The following is a 14,767-nucleotide window of genomic DNA, read 5'->3' as shown; positions in this document are numbered from 1 at the left end:
ATCGAACCCACCCGCGGCTTCACCGGCCGCGCCCGCGCCGCCGACCGCGATCCGCGGCTGCCTCCCGGGCAGTACGACGCGGCCGACGGCTGGCCCGTCCTGTCCGCCGAGGTGACGCCCACGCTCACCGCCACGGACTGGACGTTCCGCGTGGACGGTCTCGTCACGTCCCCGCACACCTGGACATGGGACGAGGCGCACACGCTGCCCGCGTCCGAGTACCGCGGGGACATCCACTGCGTGACCAGCTGGTCCAAGTTCGGGGTGCGCTTCGGCGGGGTGAGCCTGGACGCGTTCCTGGCCGCCGCGGGGCCGCGCCCGGAGGCCACGCACGTCGTCGCGTACTCGTACACGGGGTACACGACGAGCCTCCCCCTCTCCGATGTGACGGACGGGAAGGCGTGGATCGCCTGGGAGTACGGGGACGGCCTGCTGCCGTCCGAGCACGGCGGCCCCGCCCGCCTGATCGTCCCCCACCTCTACTTCTGGAAGAGCGCGAAGTGGGTCGCGGGGCTGCGGCTCCTGGACCACGACGAGCCGGGTTTCTGGGAGCAGAACGGCTATCACCACCGGGGCAATCCCTGGCGCGAGGAGCGGTACGCCGGTGACTGAGACTTTCGTGCCCCCGACCCGGTTCGCCGTGCCCGGACGGATCGCGGTGAGCAATCGCGCGGCGGCCGTCTGGCAGCGGGCGACGGTGGTGGACATCCGGCGCGAGACGCCCCTCGTCTCGACCTTCCGTCTGAAGGTGCCCGACTGGCAGGGGCATCTGCCGGGCCAGCATCTGATGCTGCGCCTTACGGCACGGGACGGCTACGTCGCCCAGCGGCACTACTCGATCGCCTCGGCGCCACAGGAGAATGCCTCCGGGGGCGCTGAGATCGAGCTGACCCTGGACCACGTGCCGGGGGGCGAGGTGTCCGGGCATCTGCACACGGTCGCCCGCGTCGGCGATGTGGTGGAGGTGCGGGGCCCTCTCTCCGGCTTCTTCGCATGGCCCGGTGACCGTCCCGCGCTGCTTCTGGGGGCCGGGTCCGGTGTGGTCCCCCTGATGTCGATGCTGCGGCATTGGCGGCAGGCCGGGTGTGCGGTGCCGCTGCGGCTCCTGGTGTCGGCGCGGACGTCCACGGATCTCATCTACGCGGATGAGTACGGGGACGAGACGAGGGTGATCCTCACGGGCACGGAGGGGCGCCTCAATGCGGGGCAGCTGGCTCCGCTGCTTTCGGAGGAGAGCTGGGAGGCGTACGTCTGCGGGTCGAACGGGTTCGCTGAGCATGCGTCGCGGCTGCTGGTGGCTGGGGGCCAGCCGGTGGATCGCATCCGCATCGAGCGGTTCGGGTAGGGGCGGTCCCTGCGGGGCTTTCCCCGATCCCGCCCCTTTCTGCCCCGTCCGGCGTTTGAGGACGCGCCGGCGCAGCCGCCCGCGGCGGAGCCGCACATGTCACAGCCGGGAAGGGGCGGGATGGGGGAAAAACCGCCGGAGGCAACCCCACCCCCACCTACGGCGAAACCTCCTCAAGACGCCGCCCCGCAGTCTCCTCCGCCCCCACCGCAGCCACCACACACCCGACCACAGCGACCGCCCCCAACATCACGAACACCGTCGACACATTCCCGCCCGCATACACAACCCCCACCACAATCGGCCCGAGGATGACACCGAGCCGATTCATGGCCCCGCCCACACTGCTCCCCAGCGCCCGCATCCTCGTCGGGAACAGCTCCGGCGTGTACAGGTACAGGCAGATGTTCGAGCCGAAGAAGAAGACGGCGGCGAGCGAGGTCCACACCAGGACCTGCAGCGGCGTCCCCGCGCCGACCGCCGCCAGCGCCACCAGCATCACCGCCGCACCACCCAGGCACCCGGTGATGACCTTCCTCCGCCCCACCCGGTCGACCGTCAGCGCGGCGACCAGACAGCCGATGAGGCCCGCACAGGACGTGACCGTCGAGTAGAGGAGCGCGTCCGAGAGCGAGAGGTCGTAGCGGTTCTGGTAGATCGTCGGGAGCCAGGACGTGATGCCGTAGTTGACGAAGTAGCCGGTGAACCAGAGCACACCGATCACCAGCGTCCGGCGCCGGTAGCGCCCGGTGAACAAGCCGCGCAGTCCGGAGGCCGCTTCCCCGGGAGCCACGACGGGGAGCGCCTCGGGGACGGGCGGCAGCGGTTTGCCCGTGATCCGCTCGACCTCCGCCTCGATACCGGACATCACATCGGCCGCCTCCTCGGTCCTGCCGTGATCCGCGAGCCACCGCGGCGACTCGGGGACCTTCCGCTGTACGAGGATGCAGAGCAGGCCGGGCACCGCCGCGAGGGCGTACATCCAGCGCCAGCCGAGGACCGGCACCACCCAGGCCGCGACCAGCGCGCCCAGCGTCAGGCCTGCCGGGAACACCAGCTCGTAGAGCAGGACGAAGCGGCCACGCTGATGGCTGCGGGTGATCTCGGCGATGAAGGTCGCCGCCACCGGCACCTCGCCCCCGATCGCCAGGCCCTGGACGAACCGCAGAGCCATGAAGGAGTCGGGGGACGTGGCCACGGACAGGGCCAGGTTGGCGACGCTGGACACCGCCACGCACAGCGCGATGACCTTCACGCGGCCGATCCGGTCCGCGAGGCGCCCGGAGAGGAGCGCTCCGATCAACATGCCGATGGAGCCCACGGTGAGCAGCAGCGTCGCGGCGGACGTGCTGAGGTCCCACTCGTGGCGCAGCTCCGGCAGGGCGTAGGCGATCAGGAGCTGGTCGAAGGCTTCGAAGAAGGTGACCGCGCCCACGATGAGCCGGACGGTGACGTGCCAGCGGCACAGGGGCAGCCGTTCGAAGCGGGCGGCTATGGCTGCCCGGACCGTATGGTCCGGGGAGGCGTCGATCGTCATGCGGGTACTCCGCTGCTGAGGGGGCGGGGACGGGAGGAGCGGGGGAACGCGCCGGACCACGGAGTCTGGGGGAAACCCGAGCCGAAGAGCACGTAAGCGCAAAGTTTCTAAGTGCTTAAGTTGTACCGCCCGTACACCGGAGCCCGTCAAGAGCTTCCACGAGGGAAATCATCGAAGACCACCCAGCCGCAGGGTCTTGCGCTTCAGATATTTAAGCCCTTAGATTTCTAGCACCTACTCAAGTTCGTGAGTCGACAAGCACCCGCAAGCCCCAATCCGCCAGGAGGCCCCCATGCCCCGCATCCCAGCCGACGAAGCACTCATCGCGGGCGAGTGGCGTCGTGGCGCGGGCGCTCCGGCGGACACCGTCGACCCGGCGACGGGCCGCGTGCTCGCCACCGTGCACGCGGTCTCCCTCGACGAGGTCGCCGAGGCCGCACAGGGCGCCGCGGCGGCCGCAGCCGACCCGCGCTGGCAGGGCCTCCTGCCCCACCAGCGCGCCCGACTCCTGTACCGCACCGCCGAGTTGATCGATGAAGCGGCCGACGACCTCGCCGCCCTACAGACCGCCGACACCGGCAAGGCGCTCACCGAGACCCGCGCCCTCGCGGGCAGCGCCGCGGCCACCTTCCGCTACACGGCCGCCGCCCTGGAGACCGCCGAGGAGGCCATCACGCCCCCGCGCGGCGACTACGTGACGATGAGCGTGTACGAGCCGATCGGCGTCGTCGGCGCGATCAACCCCTGGAACTCCCCCATCGCCAGCGACGCCCAGAAGCTCGCCCCGGCACTGGCGGGCGGCAACGCGGTCCTGCTCAAGCCCGCCGAATGGACGCCGCTCGTCTCCCTCGCACTCGGCCGCATCATCTGCCGCGCGCTCGACGAACTCGACCTGCCCGCTGGGCTGTTGTCCGTACTCACCGGCCGCGGCAGCCTCGTCGGCGACGCCATCGTCCGCGATCCGCGCGTCGGCAAGGTCACCTTCACCGGCGGCACGAGCACGGGCCGTACGCTCGCCCACGCGGCCGCCGAGAAGCTGATGCCACTCTCGCTCGAACTGGGCGGCAAGTCGCCGACGGTCGTCCTCGCCGACGCCGACGTCGAACAGGCCCTGGCCGGTGTGATGTTCGGGGTCTTCTCCTCCAGCGGACAGTCCTGCATCGCGGGGTCGCGGCTCTTCGTCGCCCGTGAGCTGTACGAGGAGTTCGTCGGCGAACTCGTCCAGCGCGTGGGCAAGTTGCGCGTCGGGCCCGGTACCGGACCCGACACCCAGGTCGCACCGCTCGTCCATCACAAGCACCGGGACTCCGTCGCCTCGTACGTCGATCTCGCACGTGCGGAGGGCGCGCGAGTGCTGTGCGGCGGGCGTGCACCGGAAGGGCCCGAGTTCCAGGACGGGGCGTACTACCGGCCCACCGTCATCGACGGGCTCCCCAACTCCTCGCGGACCTGCCAGGAAGAGATCTTCGGGCCCGTCCTCGTCGCGCTGCCCTTCGACGACGAGGACGACTTCGTCCGGCAGGCCAACTCCAGTGTCTATGGCCTCGCTTGCGGCATCTGGACCCGCGATCACCGGGCTGCCTGGCGCATCGCGCGGCGCGTCGAAGCGGGCACGGTCTGGATCAACACCTACAAGCAGTTCAGCATCGCCGCACCCTTCGGCGGCATGAAGGAGAGCGGACTCGGCCGGGAGAAGGGCCGCGACGGCATCCGCGCCTATCAGCGCCAGAAGTCCCTCTACTGGGGCGTCTCGGACGCGCCGCTCCCTTGGGCCGACTGACCCTGCTCATCCAACCGACCCTTCTGATCCTCGTACCTCTGGAGAAGGTCATGTCTCACCCCCCCATCGCACGCCTGCGCGCCCTGCGCTCCGTCGAACTGCTCACCCCCTCCTTCACCGAGGCAGCCGACTTCTACCAGGAGGTCTGGGGTCTGGAGACCGTCGAGTCCGAGCGCGGCGCCGCCGCCTGGCTGCGCGGCACCGGTGCCGAGCACCACGCCCTCCAGCTCACCCGCGCCGACCGCACAGGCCTCGGCCGCCTCTCCTTCGCCGTGGCCACGCCCGGCGAGGTCGACGAAGCGGCGCGGCGGCTGCGCGCCCGTGGCATCACACCGGTCGCTGGCCCCGGCCCCCTCGACCAGGTCGGCGGCGGCTACGGCCTGCGCTTCACCGACCCCGAGCACCGCCTGATCGAGATCAGCGCCGAGGTCCACGCGGTCGCGCCGCGCGGCCTGGACGGCGCGGTACCGGTCGGCGTCACGCACGCCGTGCTCAACACGGCGGACATCGACGCCTCCGTCGCCTTCTACCGCGAAGTCCTCGGTCTGCGCGTCTCCGACTGGTCCGAGCACCAGATGGCGTTCCTGCGCTGCAACGCCGATCACCACTGCATCGCCTTCAACCAGGCGGAATGGGCCTCGCTCAACCACGTGGCGTACGAAATGAGTTCGGTCGACCACTTCATGCGGGGCCTCGGCCGGCTCAGGCACCACGGCATCGACCCGCAGTGGGGCCCCGGACGCCACGGCCCCGGCAACAACACCTTCTCCTACTTCACCGATCCCTCCGGGCTCGTCTGCGAGTACACGTCCGAGGTCGCACAGATCGTCGAGGACGCGTGGATCGCGCGGGTCTGGCGGCGGGTGCCCGAGCTGTCCGACCTGTGGGGGACGGCGGGGCCGCCGTCGAAGAAGATCCGCTGCCACATGGCGGGGTCGCCCGACCCAGGGCCCCTGTCCCCCCAGAATCAGATGGAGGTAAAGGCATGAGGCCCGTACGCAAAGTCGGCATCGTCGGCTGGGGGGCAATCGGCCGAGTTGTCGGTACCGCGCTCGCCGAACAGTGCGTCACCGGCGCCGAGTTGACGTGCCTCGTCGACAACCGTCCGCTCGGCGAGAGCGCCCCCGCCCCGCAGGTCTCCTTCGACGAGGCCATGGAGCGTTGCGATCTCATCGTGGAGGCGGCGGGCCAAGGGGTCGTACGCGAATGGGGCGAGCGCGTCCTGGCCTCCGGGACCGATCTCCTTGTCGCGTCGACCGGCGCGCTCACCGACGAGGAGCTGTCCAAGCGGCTCCTGTCCGCGGGACCCGGCCGAGTGTACTTCACCGGAGGCGCCGTCGGCGGGCTCGATCTGCTCCAGGCCGTGCGTTCCCTCGGGCCGCTCGACGAGGTCAGGCTCACCACCACCAAGCTCCCCTCCACCCTCGAACAGCCTTGGATGGACGAGGAGTTGCTTGATCGGATGCGGACTGCGACCGGACCGGTCGAGGTGATGTCCGGGACCGCGCGCGACGTCCCGGTGAAGTTCCCCAAGTCGACGAACGTCGCGGCGTCGGTCGCCCTCGCCGTCGGCGACCTGGACGCTGTGCGGGTCCAGGTCGTCGCCGATCCCGGCGCCCACCACACGCGGCACGTCGTCGAGGCGTCCGGCGCGCACGGGACGTACCGCTTCGAGGTCGCGCATCTCCCGGACCCCGGCAACCCGGCGACCAGCCAGGTCGTGCCGTACGCGGTCCTGCGCAGCCTCGCCGCTCTCGCGGGACGGACGGGGCAGATCCTGTGACGGCCGTCCGTGCCATCCATGTGGCGGAGGCGGGCTCCGTGGGCCCGCTCCTGCTCTGCCTGCACGGCATCGGCTCCTCGTCGGCCGCCTTCGCGCCGCAGCTCGCCGAGCTGTCCCCGTACCTGAGGGTGGCGGCCTGGGACGCCCCGGGATGCGCCAAGTCGGCTGATCCGGAAGGGCCGTTGGACCTCGACGGATACGCGGACGCGGCGGCGGCCCTCATCCGGGAGCGTGGCGCGAGCGCCCATGTGCTCGGCGTCTCCTGGGGCGGGGTGATCGCACTGCGGCTCGCGTCCCGGCATCCCGGGCTCGTCGACTCGCTGATCATCGCGGACTCCAGTGCCGGGTCCGGTACCGATCCGGCGAAGGCCGACGCCATGCGGAAGCGGGCCGCCGAGCTCGCGGAACTCGGGCCGCGGGCGTTCGCCGAGCGGCGCGGGCCCCGGCTCGTATCGCCGGACGCGCTCCCTCAGCTCGTCCAGCGGGTCGTCGACACGATGGCCGCTTCCGTACGCCTGCCCGGCTACGCGTACGCCGCCGAGTCCATGGCCGCCGCCGATCTGCGCCCCGAACTCCCCGGCATCACCGCCGCCACCCTCGTCCTCTGCGGCGACCAGGACCGGGTCACCGGCGTCGGGGCCTCGCAGGCCATCGCCGGCGCCCTGCACAAAACCGCCTACGTGATCGTCAAGGACGCCGGTCACCTGGCCAACCAGGAGCGGCCCGAAGCCTTCAACGCCTGGGTCCTCTCCCACCTCCGCATCACCGCCCGTATCCCTGAACGTCCCTGAACGTCCCTGAACAGGAGCCTTCCTCATGCCTCTGACCACCACCGCGTACGACAACGGCGACGACCTCGGCAAGTACACCGACTCCCTGATCGCCACCAAGGAGTCCCGCGTCGCGGACTTCAGCACGCTGTCCTTCCAGGAGAAGGCGGGCCCGCAGTACCGGCGCGGTCAGATCCGCTACGTCGGTTCCGGCGCCACCGGCAACCACGAGAACGACAGCCGCATCCTGCCCTCCGGCGGCTTCACCTTCTCCAACATGCTGCTGCCGCCCGGCGCCGAGGGCCCCGAGCACACCCACCACGACGTCGAGGAGGCCTTCTTCGTCCTGGAGGGGCAGGTCAAGGTGGGTATCCACCGGGGCGCCGACGAGGTCGAGTACCGCACGCTCGGCTACCGCGACATGATCGTCGTCCCGGCGGGCGTGGCGCGCTCCCTGAAGAACGAGGGCGACACCGACGCACTCTTCTGCGTCGTCATCGGCACCCAGAAGCCGCAGGTCCCGACGTACCCCGAGCACTCGCCGATGCACGGCGTCACCCGTGACTGACGTCCATGCCGACGTCCGCACGGTCGTCATCACCGGCGCGGGCCGTGGCCTGGGACTCGCCATGGCCCGCCGGGTGGGCGAGGACGGCTTCCGGGTCGTCGTCGCCGAGGTGGACGCGGCGCGAGGCGCTGAAGCCGTCACGGAGCTGCGTACGGAGGGCTTGGACGCTCACTTCGTACGGTGCGATGTGGCGGACCCGGCGTCGGTCGCCGACCTTGCCGCCTCCGTACGGGACTTGGGACAGCTGTACGGCCTGGTCAACAATGCCGCTCTCGCCAACGGCGTCGGCGGCAAGCAGTTCCAGGACATCGACGTCGAGGCGTGGGACCGCCTGATGGCGGTCAACGCCCGCAGTCCGTGGCTGGTCGCCAAGGCTCTCCATCCGCTCTTCGACTCCCCCGGACGGATCGTCAACCTCGCATCGGACGCGGCCCTTTACGGGTCGCCCCGCCTCGCGCACTACATCGCCTCCAAGGGCGCGGTCATCGCGCTGACCCGCGCGATGGCGCGAGAGCTCGGCGACCAGGGGATCACCGTGAACGCGGTGGCGCCGGGGCTCACCGAGGTCGAGGCCACCGAGACGGTGCCGGCCGAGCGGCACGAGCTGTACCGCGCCGGGCGGGCGATCTCGCGCCCGCAGCAGCCGGACGATCTCGTCGGGCTCGTCTCCTTCCTCCTCTCCGAGGAGTCCCGCTATCTGACCGGACAGGTGATCGCCGTAAACGGCGGCTTCACCATGAACTGAAGTAACGGAGCCACCACTTATGGATCTGGGCCTCTCCGACCGGACCGTCCTGGTCACCGGCGGCAGCTCGGGCGTCGGCCTGGCCACGGTCCGCGCCCTGCTCGACGAGGGCGCGCGCGTCGCCACCTGTGGGCGTGACGCCGACCGCCTCGCGAAAGCTGCGGCCCGCGTCGGTGGCGGCGACCGCCTCTTCACCGGCGTGTGCGACGTACGCGACGCGGACGCCGTGGACCGGTTCACGCGGCGCGCGGCGGACACCTTCGGCTCGGTCGACGGTCTCGTCAACAACGCGGGGCAGTCCCGCATGAAGGGCCTCGACGACTCGACCGCCGATGACTGGCGCGACGAGCTGGAGCTGAAGTTCGCCGGTGTCCTGAATCCCCTGCACGCGGCCCGCCCGTACCTGGCGGCATCGGACGCGGCGAGCGTCGTCAACGTCAACGCGGTCCTCGCCAAGCAGCCCGAGCCGCGCCTCATCACCACCAGCGCGGCCCGCGCGGGCATCCTCAACCTCTCCAAGTCCCTCGCCACGGAGCTCGCCCCCGAAGGCATCCGCGTCAACTCGGTCTGCCTCGGCCTCATCGACACCGGCCAGTGGACCCGCCGCCACGCGGCAGCCGACTCCGGCCTCTCGTACGAGGACTGGCAGGCGGAACTCGCCGCGGACCGCGGCATCGCGCTCGGCCGGCTCGGCCGCGCCGATGAGGTCGCGTACGCGATCGTCGCGCTGCTCTCGCCCCGCGCCTCGTACACCACCGGTACCAGCATCGACGTCTGCGGCGGCGTCGGCCGCGGCATCCTCTGAGGAGCTCACCCCATGCCACCCATGCCCCCCATGCCATCCACGCACTACGCCACCGGAGGCGATCTCCTCGTCGCCGTCCTGCGTGAACTCGGCATCGACACGGTCTTCGGGATCGTGAGTGTGCACAATCTGCCGCTCGTGGAGGCGGTCGACCGCGAGCTCCGCTTCGTGCCTGTCCGCCACGAGGCGACCGCCGTGAACGCGGCCGACGCCTACGGCAGGGCTCGCGGCTCGCTCGGCTGTGCGCTCACCTCGACGGGCACGGGCGCGGGCAACGCGGCGGGTTCCCTGGTCGAGGCGCTGAGCGCGGGCACCTCCGTCCTGCACATCACCGGCCAGGTGGAGAGTGAGTTCCTGGGCAGTGGCAGGGGCTTCATCCACGAGACCAAGGACCAGCTCGGCATGTTGCGCGCGGTCTCCAAGTACGCCGCGACAGTTCCCTCGGCACACGAGGCGGGCCGGATCCTGCGCGAGGCGGCACGGTCGGCCCTGACCGATCCGGGCGGCCCGGCGAGCGTGGAGTGGCCGGTGGATCTGCAGTACGCGGCGCAGACGGACCCCGTCGCCGAGGTCACCGATGCGGTGCGCACCGCACCGGCAGGGGCCGAACTCCTGGCGGCCAAAGCCCTGCTGGCGTCCGCCGAGCGCCCCCTCGTCTGGGCGGGCGGCGGTGCCACCCGCGCCGGTGCCCAGCTGGCCGAGTTGCTGCACGCCACCGGCGCGGGGCTGCTCACCTCCAACTCCGGCCGGGGCTCCGTACCCGAGGACCACCCGCAGGTGATCGGCAACTTCGCCACCACCCCGGCGGCCCGCGCCCTCCTCGCCGATGCCGACGTACTACTGACCATCGGCACGCACTTCCGCTCCAACGAGACCGCCGACTACGGGCTCACCCTGCCCGACGCGCACATCCAGGTCGACATCGACGCCGACGCCCTCGGCCGCGTGTACCCGGCCAGGCACGCCCTGCACGGCCACGCACCCGACGTGCTCGCGGCCCTGCTGCCGCACACCCGCAGGGCCGAGGCCGGCTGGACGCGACGTATCGCCACCGTCCGCGAGGACGTCCGCGCCACCCTGCACGACAACATCGGCCCCCAGGCCGCCATCTGCGACGCCATCCGTGCCGCGCTGCCCCGCGAGGCGGTCGTCGCCCGCGATGTGACCATTCCGTCCAGCAGCTGGGGCAACCGGCTCCTGGAGATGTACGACCCCCGCGACAACGTCTTCCCGCGCGGCGGCGGCATCGGGCAGGGCCTCGGCATGGGCATCGGCGCGGCGCTCGCGCGCCCCGACGCGCCCACCGTCGTCCTCGCGGGGGACGGCGGGCTCGCCGTCCATCTGGGGGAAATCCTCACGCTCGCCCAGGAGCGCCCCCGGCTGACGCTCATCGTCTTCAACGACGGCGGGTACGGCGTACTGCGCAACATGCAGGACCGCTACAGCGAGCGCCGCTCCGGCGTCGACCTCGCCACGCCCGACTTCGAACTCCTCGCGCGGGCCTGCGGATTGCCGTACGCCAGGATCGCCGCCGAGGAGCACGCGCAGCCCGTGATCAGCCACGCCGTCGCCTCCGACGGGCCGACCCTCGTCGAGGTCGACCTGGCCCGCCTCGGACCGATGAAGAACCCGTTCACCCCGCCTGTCAAGATCCCCGGCCAGTGAGGAGGACCGACCCCACATGAGCGAGCACATGAGCGAGCACGAGAGTGAGCACGAGAGTGAGCACGAGGGTGAACTCACCCTGCTGGTGCGCCGCATGACCTGGGAGGCGGACGGAGTCCTCTCCGTCGAACTCGCCCACCCGGACGGCAAGCCACTGCCCGCCTGGAGCCCCGGGGCGCACCTCGACCTCCACACCGGTGGGCACGTACGCCAGTACAGCCTCTGCGGCGACCCGCGGAACGTATCGGCGTATCGCATCGGCGTACTCAACGAGCCGGCCTCACGCGGCGGTTCGCGCCACGTGCACACCGGTCTGCGACCCGGCCAGACGGTCACCGCGTCCGAGCCACGTAACCACTTCGCGCTCGAAGACGCGCTGGGCTACCTCTTCATCGCGGGCGGTATCGGCATCACACCGCTCCTCGCGATGGCCCGCGAGGCGGCACGGCGCGGGGCCGACTGGCGCATGGTGTACGGCGGGCGCAGCCGCGACTCGATGGCGTTCACCGATGAACTGGCGGCACTGGACGGGGATCTGACCGTCGTACCGCAGGACGAGCACGGTCACATCGATCTGGCGGCCGCACTCGAAGGACTACCCGACGGCACCCTCGTGTACTGCTGCGGCCCGGAGCCGCTGCTCGCCGCCGTGGAGACCAGCTGCCCGGCCGACCGGCTGCGGGTGGAGCGGTTCGCCGCGCCCGTCGTCGAGCGCACCGAGGACGACGACGCGTTCGAGGTGGAGTGCCGCCGCTCCGGAGTGACCCTCTCCGTCGGCGCTGACACCTCGGTCCTCGCCGCCGCGGAGGCGGCCGGAATCACCGTCAACAGCTCCTGCCAGGAAGGCATCTGCGGCAGCTGCGAGACCCGCGTGCTCGGCGGCACACCCGACCACCGCGACTTCCTGCTCAGCGACGCCGAGCACGCAACCGGCGCCTCGATGATGATCTGCGTCTCGCGGTGCGCGTCCGGCTCTCTCGTCCTCGACCTGTAATTCCTCACCGGAGGCAATAGTGACCACCACCTGGCCGTACCTGGACATCCACCAGTCCCGTGCCCATGAGCCGACCCCCTACGAATACAAGCTGGCCGCCACCCTCGAAGAGGTCTTCACCAGCGACGGCCATGAACTGCCCGATGTCGTACGTGGCTTGAACGCCCGTCAGGTCCACGCGCCGGACGGCGGTCAGTGGACCGAAGAGTCCTTCCGTGCCGAGATGAACCGACTGGGAGCGTGACCCCGATGACCACCCTGCCCCCCCGAGGCGGCCTCACCGCTTCCGCCGACCACATCTACGCCACAGGCCTCCGCAACCAGTGGCACCCCGTCGTCCCCTCGGACTTCGTCGCCCCCGGCGCCATGCGCAAGGTCACCGCGCTCGGCGAGCAGTGGCTCCTCTTCCGTCGCTCCGACGGCACCCTGTCGATGCTCGCCGACCGCTGCCCGCACCGCGGCGCACCCCTCTCCCTCGGGAAACACCTCGGTGACCGGGTGGCCTGCTGGTACCACGGTGTGGAGGTCGAGACCGACGGCACCGTCTCCTCCGTACCCGGCCTGCCCGGCTGCAATCTGGAGGGCAAGAAGCTCGTCACGTCGCTCCCCGTCCGGGAGATCGGCGGCGCGATCCTCGCGTACTTCGGCGACGATGCGCACCCGGAACCGGCCGAACTGACCCTGCCGGAGCCGCTCACCGACCCCGACGTCGACGCGATCCTCTGCTACGCGGAGTGGAACGGCCCGTGGCGGTACGCGGTGGAGAACCTCCTCGACCCGATGCACGGCGCGTTCCTGCACCACGAGTCGCACACGATGTACGACGGCGACACCACCGCCAAGTTCCGCATCCGGGAGACGGACCGCGGCTACTTCTTCGAGAAGACCGACCAGCGGGGCGTCAACTTCGACTGGGTCGAGCTGTGCCGCACCGGCGTGGACTGGGTGGACCTGACCATTCCGTATCCGCCGTCGGCAGGGCCCGGCGGCCCGTTCGGGATCGTCGGCATGGTCTGCCCGGTCGACGAGAACCGCACCGGGGTCTTCTTCTGGCGCTACCGCCGCGTACAGGGCTGGCAGCGCGACACCTGGCGCTTCCTCTACAAGACCCTCATCGAGGAGCGCCACTGGCAGGTTCTCGAACAGGACCGGGTGATGCTGGAGGCGATGCCCGCCGACGCCGACCAGCACGAGAACCTCTACCAGCACGACCTGGGCGTGGTCCGGCTCCGCCGGATGTACCGCGCGGAGGCTCAGGCTCAGGCTTCCGCGTCCTGAGGTTCGTCGGAATCGGTGATCGACTGTTCCAGCTTGGACATCAGGCGGGCCAGCTGGCGGCATTCGGCCGGGGTGAGTCCGTCAAGCATCCGGCGTTCGTTGTCGAGGTGCTCGACGAACACCTCGTCGATCTTGGCGAGTCCGGTCTCGGTGAGACGTGAGTAGACGACGCGGCGATCGTCCGCGTCGCGCTCGCGCACGATCAGACCGTCCTTCTCGAGACGGTCGATCCGCAGCGTCACCCCGGCCGACGAGACCAGTCCGGAATCGGCCAACTGGCCCGCCGTGAGCCGGTAGGGCGCCCCGGCCCTGCGCAGTGCGGTCAGTACGTCGAATCCGGCGACTGCGAGGCCGTGCCGCTCGATCGCCGTGGTGAGCCTGGTGTTGTACCGCAGGAAAGTGCGGTGCAGCCTGGCGAGGACCTCCAGGGGCGAGGTGTCGAGCTCCGGCCGTTCCCTCGCCCAGTCCTCGATGATCGATGCGACCGCGTCCCGATGAGCCCCCGTCGAATTCTTCCCGGCCATGTGCCGTAGCCTCCCTCTCGCCCGTACCGCGGTCAGTTTGGTCCGTACGGCCAGTACGGTCAGTACAGCCAGTGCGGAAATCTTAGCCCTGAGAGAAGTACGTATTCGCCGGACCCCCGTGCGCGACAGCCCAGGGACAGGACATAATCGTCCGATACATCGGATGTCTTTTGTCTTGTGAGGCGAGGTCCCCATGGCTGTCACCGACGAAGCCATCGAAAAGATCAAAGGCATGATCGTCTCCGGGGCACTGCGCCCCGGAGACCGCCTGCCCAAAGAGAGTGAACTCGCCGCCGACCTGGGGCTTTCACGCAACTCGCTGCGCGAGGCGGTGCGCGCGCTCTCGCTCATCCGCATCCTCGACGTACGACAGGGCGACGGCACGTACGTCACGAGCCTGGACCCGCAGCTGCTTCTCGAAGCCCTGAGCTTCGTCGTCGACTTCCACCGTGACGACACGGTCCTCGAGTTCCTCGCGGTGCGCCGCATCCTGGAACCGGCGGCCACGGCGATGGCGAGCACGCACATCACCGAGGCCGAACTGGACGTGCTCACCTCACAGTTGGACGCCCTGGGCGCCGCACCCTCGGTGGAGGAGCTGGTCGCCTGCGACCTGGAGTTCCACCGAGGCATCGTGCAGTCGTCGGGCAACTCGGTGCTCTGCTCACTCCTGGACGGCCTCTCCGGCCCCACCACGCGGGCCCGCATCTGGCGCGGCCTCACGCAGGAGGACGCCGTCAGCCGCACCCTGCACGAGCACCGCGCGATCCTCACGGCTCTGCGGGACCGTGACGCGGAGGCCGCCAGGTCCTGGGCGACGGTGCACATCGCGAGCGTGGAGCAGTGGCTGCGCTCGACGCTCTGACAGCACCCGGCGCGGCGGGAGTGCGCGGGCCCCCGGCGGGGCAGTGATCCGTCACTCCGACCACGCAAGGGGGCTGCGGAGGGCCCCGCCGGACGCCGTAAGGTTGGG

The 14,767-nt window shown here is 70.6% G+C and carries 16 protein-coding genes; 14 read left to right on the top strand and 2 right to left on the bottom strand.

The genetic code is table 11. From position 1 onward, the window contains the following. Both ACGFSB_RS12140 and ACGFSB_RS12135 read left to right on the top strand, forming a co-directional pair. Entirely contained in the window at positions 1-612 is a 612-nt protein-coding gene (locus ACGFSB_RS12140) for a sulfite oxidase-like oxidoreductase (RefSeq protein ID WP_393398060.1), read from the top strand. After that, positions 605-1,345: a ferredoxin reductase gene (locus ACGFSB_RS12135; protein ID WP_393397508.1), complete on the top strand. Its 741-nt coding sequence runs from the start codon at positions 605-607 to the stop codon at positions 1,343-1,345. The genes ACGFSB_RS12140 and ACGFSB_RS12135 overlap by 8 nt, the downstream gene beginning before the upstream one ends. Before the next feature lie 157 nt (positions 1,346-1,502). On the opposite strand, the gene ACGFSB_RS12130 is transcribed toward ACGFSB_RS12135, so the two are convergent. Beyond that, positions 1,503-2,882 carry an MFS transporter gene (locus ACGFSB_RS12130; RefSeq protein ID WP_393397506.1) on the bottom strand — a complete coding sequence of 460 codons (1,380 nt, stop codon included), beginning with the start codon at positions 2,880-2,882 and terminating at the stop codon, positions 1,503-1,505. A 292-nt stretch (positions 2,883-3,174) separates the two neighbouring features. On the opposite strand from ACGFSB_RS12130, the gene ACGFSB_RS12125 reads away from it, so the two are divergent. The 11 genes from ACGFSB_RS12125 to ACGFSB_RS12075 are packed head-to-tail and all read left to right on the top strand — an operon-like array spanning position 3,175 to position 13,270. Next, positions 3,175-4,662, top strand: coding sequence for an aldehyde dehydrogenase family protein (locus ACGFSB_RS12125; RefSeq protein WP_393397504.1), 1,488 nt, complete (start codon positions 3,175-3,177; stop codon positions 4,660-4,662). A gap of 50 nt (positions 4,663-4,712) precedes the next feature. Beyond that, positions 4,713-5,651, top strand: a complete 939-nt coding sequence (locus ACGFSB_RS12120) for a VOC family protein (protein WP_393397502.1) — start codon at positions 4,713-4,715, stop codon at positions 5,649-5,651. Then, positions 5,648-6,445 (top strand): aspartate dehydrogenase domain-containing protein, encoded by a 798-nt coding sequence (locus ACGFSB_RS12115; RefSeq protein WP_393397499.1) that lies wholly within the window; start codon positions 5,648-5,650, stop codon positions 6,443-6,445. The genes ACGFSB_RS12120 and ACGFSB_RS12115 overlap by 4 nt, the downstream gene beginning before the upstream one ends. Continuing rightward, a complete protein-coding gene (locus ACGFSB_RS12110; RefSeq protein ID WP_393397496.1) occupies positions 6,442-7,236 on the top strand; it encodes an alpha/beta fold hydrolase in 795 nt (264 codons plus the stop codon). Before ACGFSB_RS12115 ends, ACGFSB_RS12110 begins: the two co-directional genes overlap by 4 nt. A 25-nt stretch (positions 7,237-7,261) precedes the next feature. Next, positions 7,262-7,783 carry a cupin domain-containing protein gene (locus ACGFSB_RS12105; protein ID WP_393397493.1) on the top strand — a complete coding sequence of 174 codons (522 nt, stop codon included), beginning with the start codon at positions 7,262-7,264 and terminating at the stop codon, positions 7,781-7,783. Next, positions 7,776-8,528, top strand: a complete 753-nt coding sequence (locus tag ACGFSB_RS12100; RefSeq protein WP_393397490.1) for an SDR family oxidoreductase — start codon at positions 7,776-7,778, stop codon at positions 8,526-8,528. The genes ACGFSB_RS12105 and ACGFSB_RS12100 overlap by 8 nt, the downstream gene beginning before the upstream one ends. A gap of 19 nt (positions 8,529-8,547) precedes the next feature. Further along, on the top strand, positions 8,548-9,333 hold the full coding sequence (locus tag ACGFSB_RS12095) for an SDR family oxidoreductase (protein WP_393397487.1): 786 nt from the start codon (positions 8,548-8,550) through the stop codon (positions 9,331-9,333). A gap of 12 nt (positions 9,334-9,345) precedes the next feature. Further along, a complete protein-coding gene (locus ACGFSB_RS12090) occupies positions 9,346-10,998 on the top strand; it encodes a thiamine pyrophosphate-binding protein (protein ID WP_393397484.1) in 1,653 nt (550 codons plus the stop codon). Between the two features lie 16 nt (positions 10,999-11,014). Further along, on the top strand, positions 11,015-11,992 hold the full coding sequence (locus tag ACGFSB_RS12085; RefSeq protein ID WP_393397481.1) for a PDR/VanB family oxidoreductase: 978 nt from the start codon (positions 11,015-11,017) through the stop codon (positions 11,990-11,992). Between the two features lie 19 nt (positions 11,993-12,011). Beyond that, on the top strand, positions 12,012-12,236 hold the full coding sequence (locus ACGFSB_RS12080) for a recombinase-like helix-turn-helix domain-containing protein (RefSeq protein WP_393397478.1): 225 nt from the start codon (positions 12,012-12,014) through the stop codon (positions 12,234-12,236). 5 nt (positions 12,237-12,241) lie between these two features. Beyond that, positions 12,242-13,270, top strand: a complete 1,029-nt coding sequence (locus tag ACGFSB_RS12075) for a Rieske 2Fe-2S domain-containing protein (protein ID WP_393397475.1) — start codon at positions 12,242-12,244, stop codon at positions 13,268-13,270. Here the strand turns inward: ACGFSB_RS12075 and ACGFSB_RS12070 are convergent. Further along, a complete protein-coding gene (locus ACGFSB_RS12070; protein WP_393397472.1) occupies positions 13,252-13,794 on the bottom strand; it encodes a MarR family winged helix-turn-helix transcriptional regulator in 543 nt (180 codons plus the stop codon). The genes ACGFSB_RS12075 and ACGFSB_RS12070 overlap by 19 nt on opposite strands. A gap of 193 nt (positions 13,795-13,987) precedes the next feature. On the opposite strand from ACGFSB_RS12070, the gene ACGFSB_RS12065 reads away from it, so the two are divergent. Further along, positions 13,988-14,659, top strand: coding sequence for a FadR/GntR family transcriptional regulator (locus tag ACGFSB_RS12065; protein WP_393397469.1), 672 nt, complete (start codon positions 13,988-13,990; stop codon positions 14,657-14,659). Positions 14,660-14,767: the final 108 nt, after the last annotated feature.

It is taken from the genome of Streptomyces sp. NPDC048441, assembly GCF_043200235.1.
Classification (GTDB): domain Bacteria; phylum Actinomycetota; class Actinomycetes; order Streptomycetales; family Streptomycetaceae; genus Streptomyces.
The sequence above is the reverse complement of the archived record's forward strand: the minus strand, read 5'-3'. Positions and strand labels throughout refer to the sequence as shown.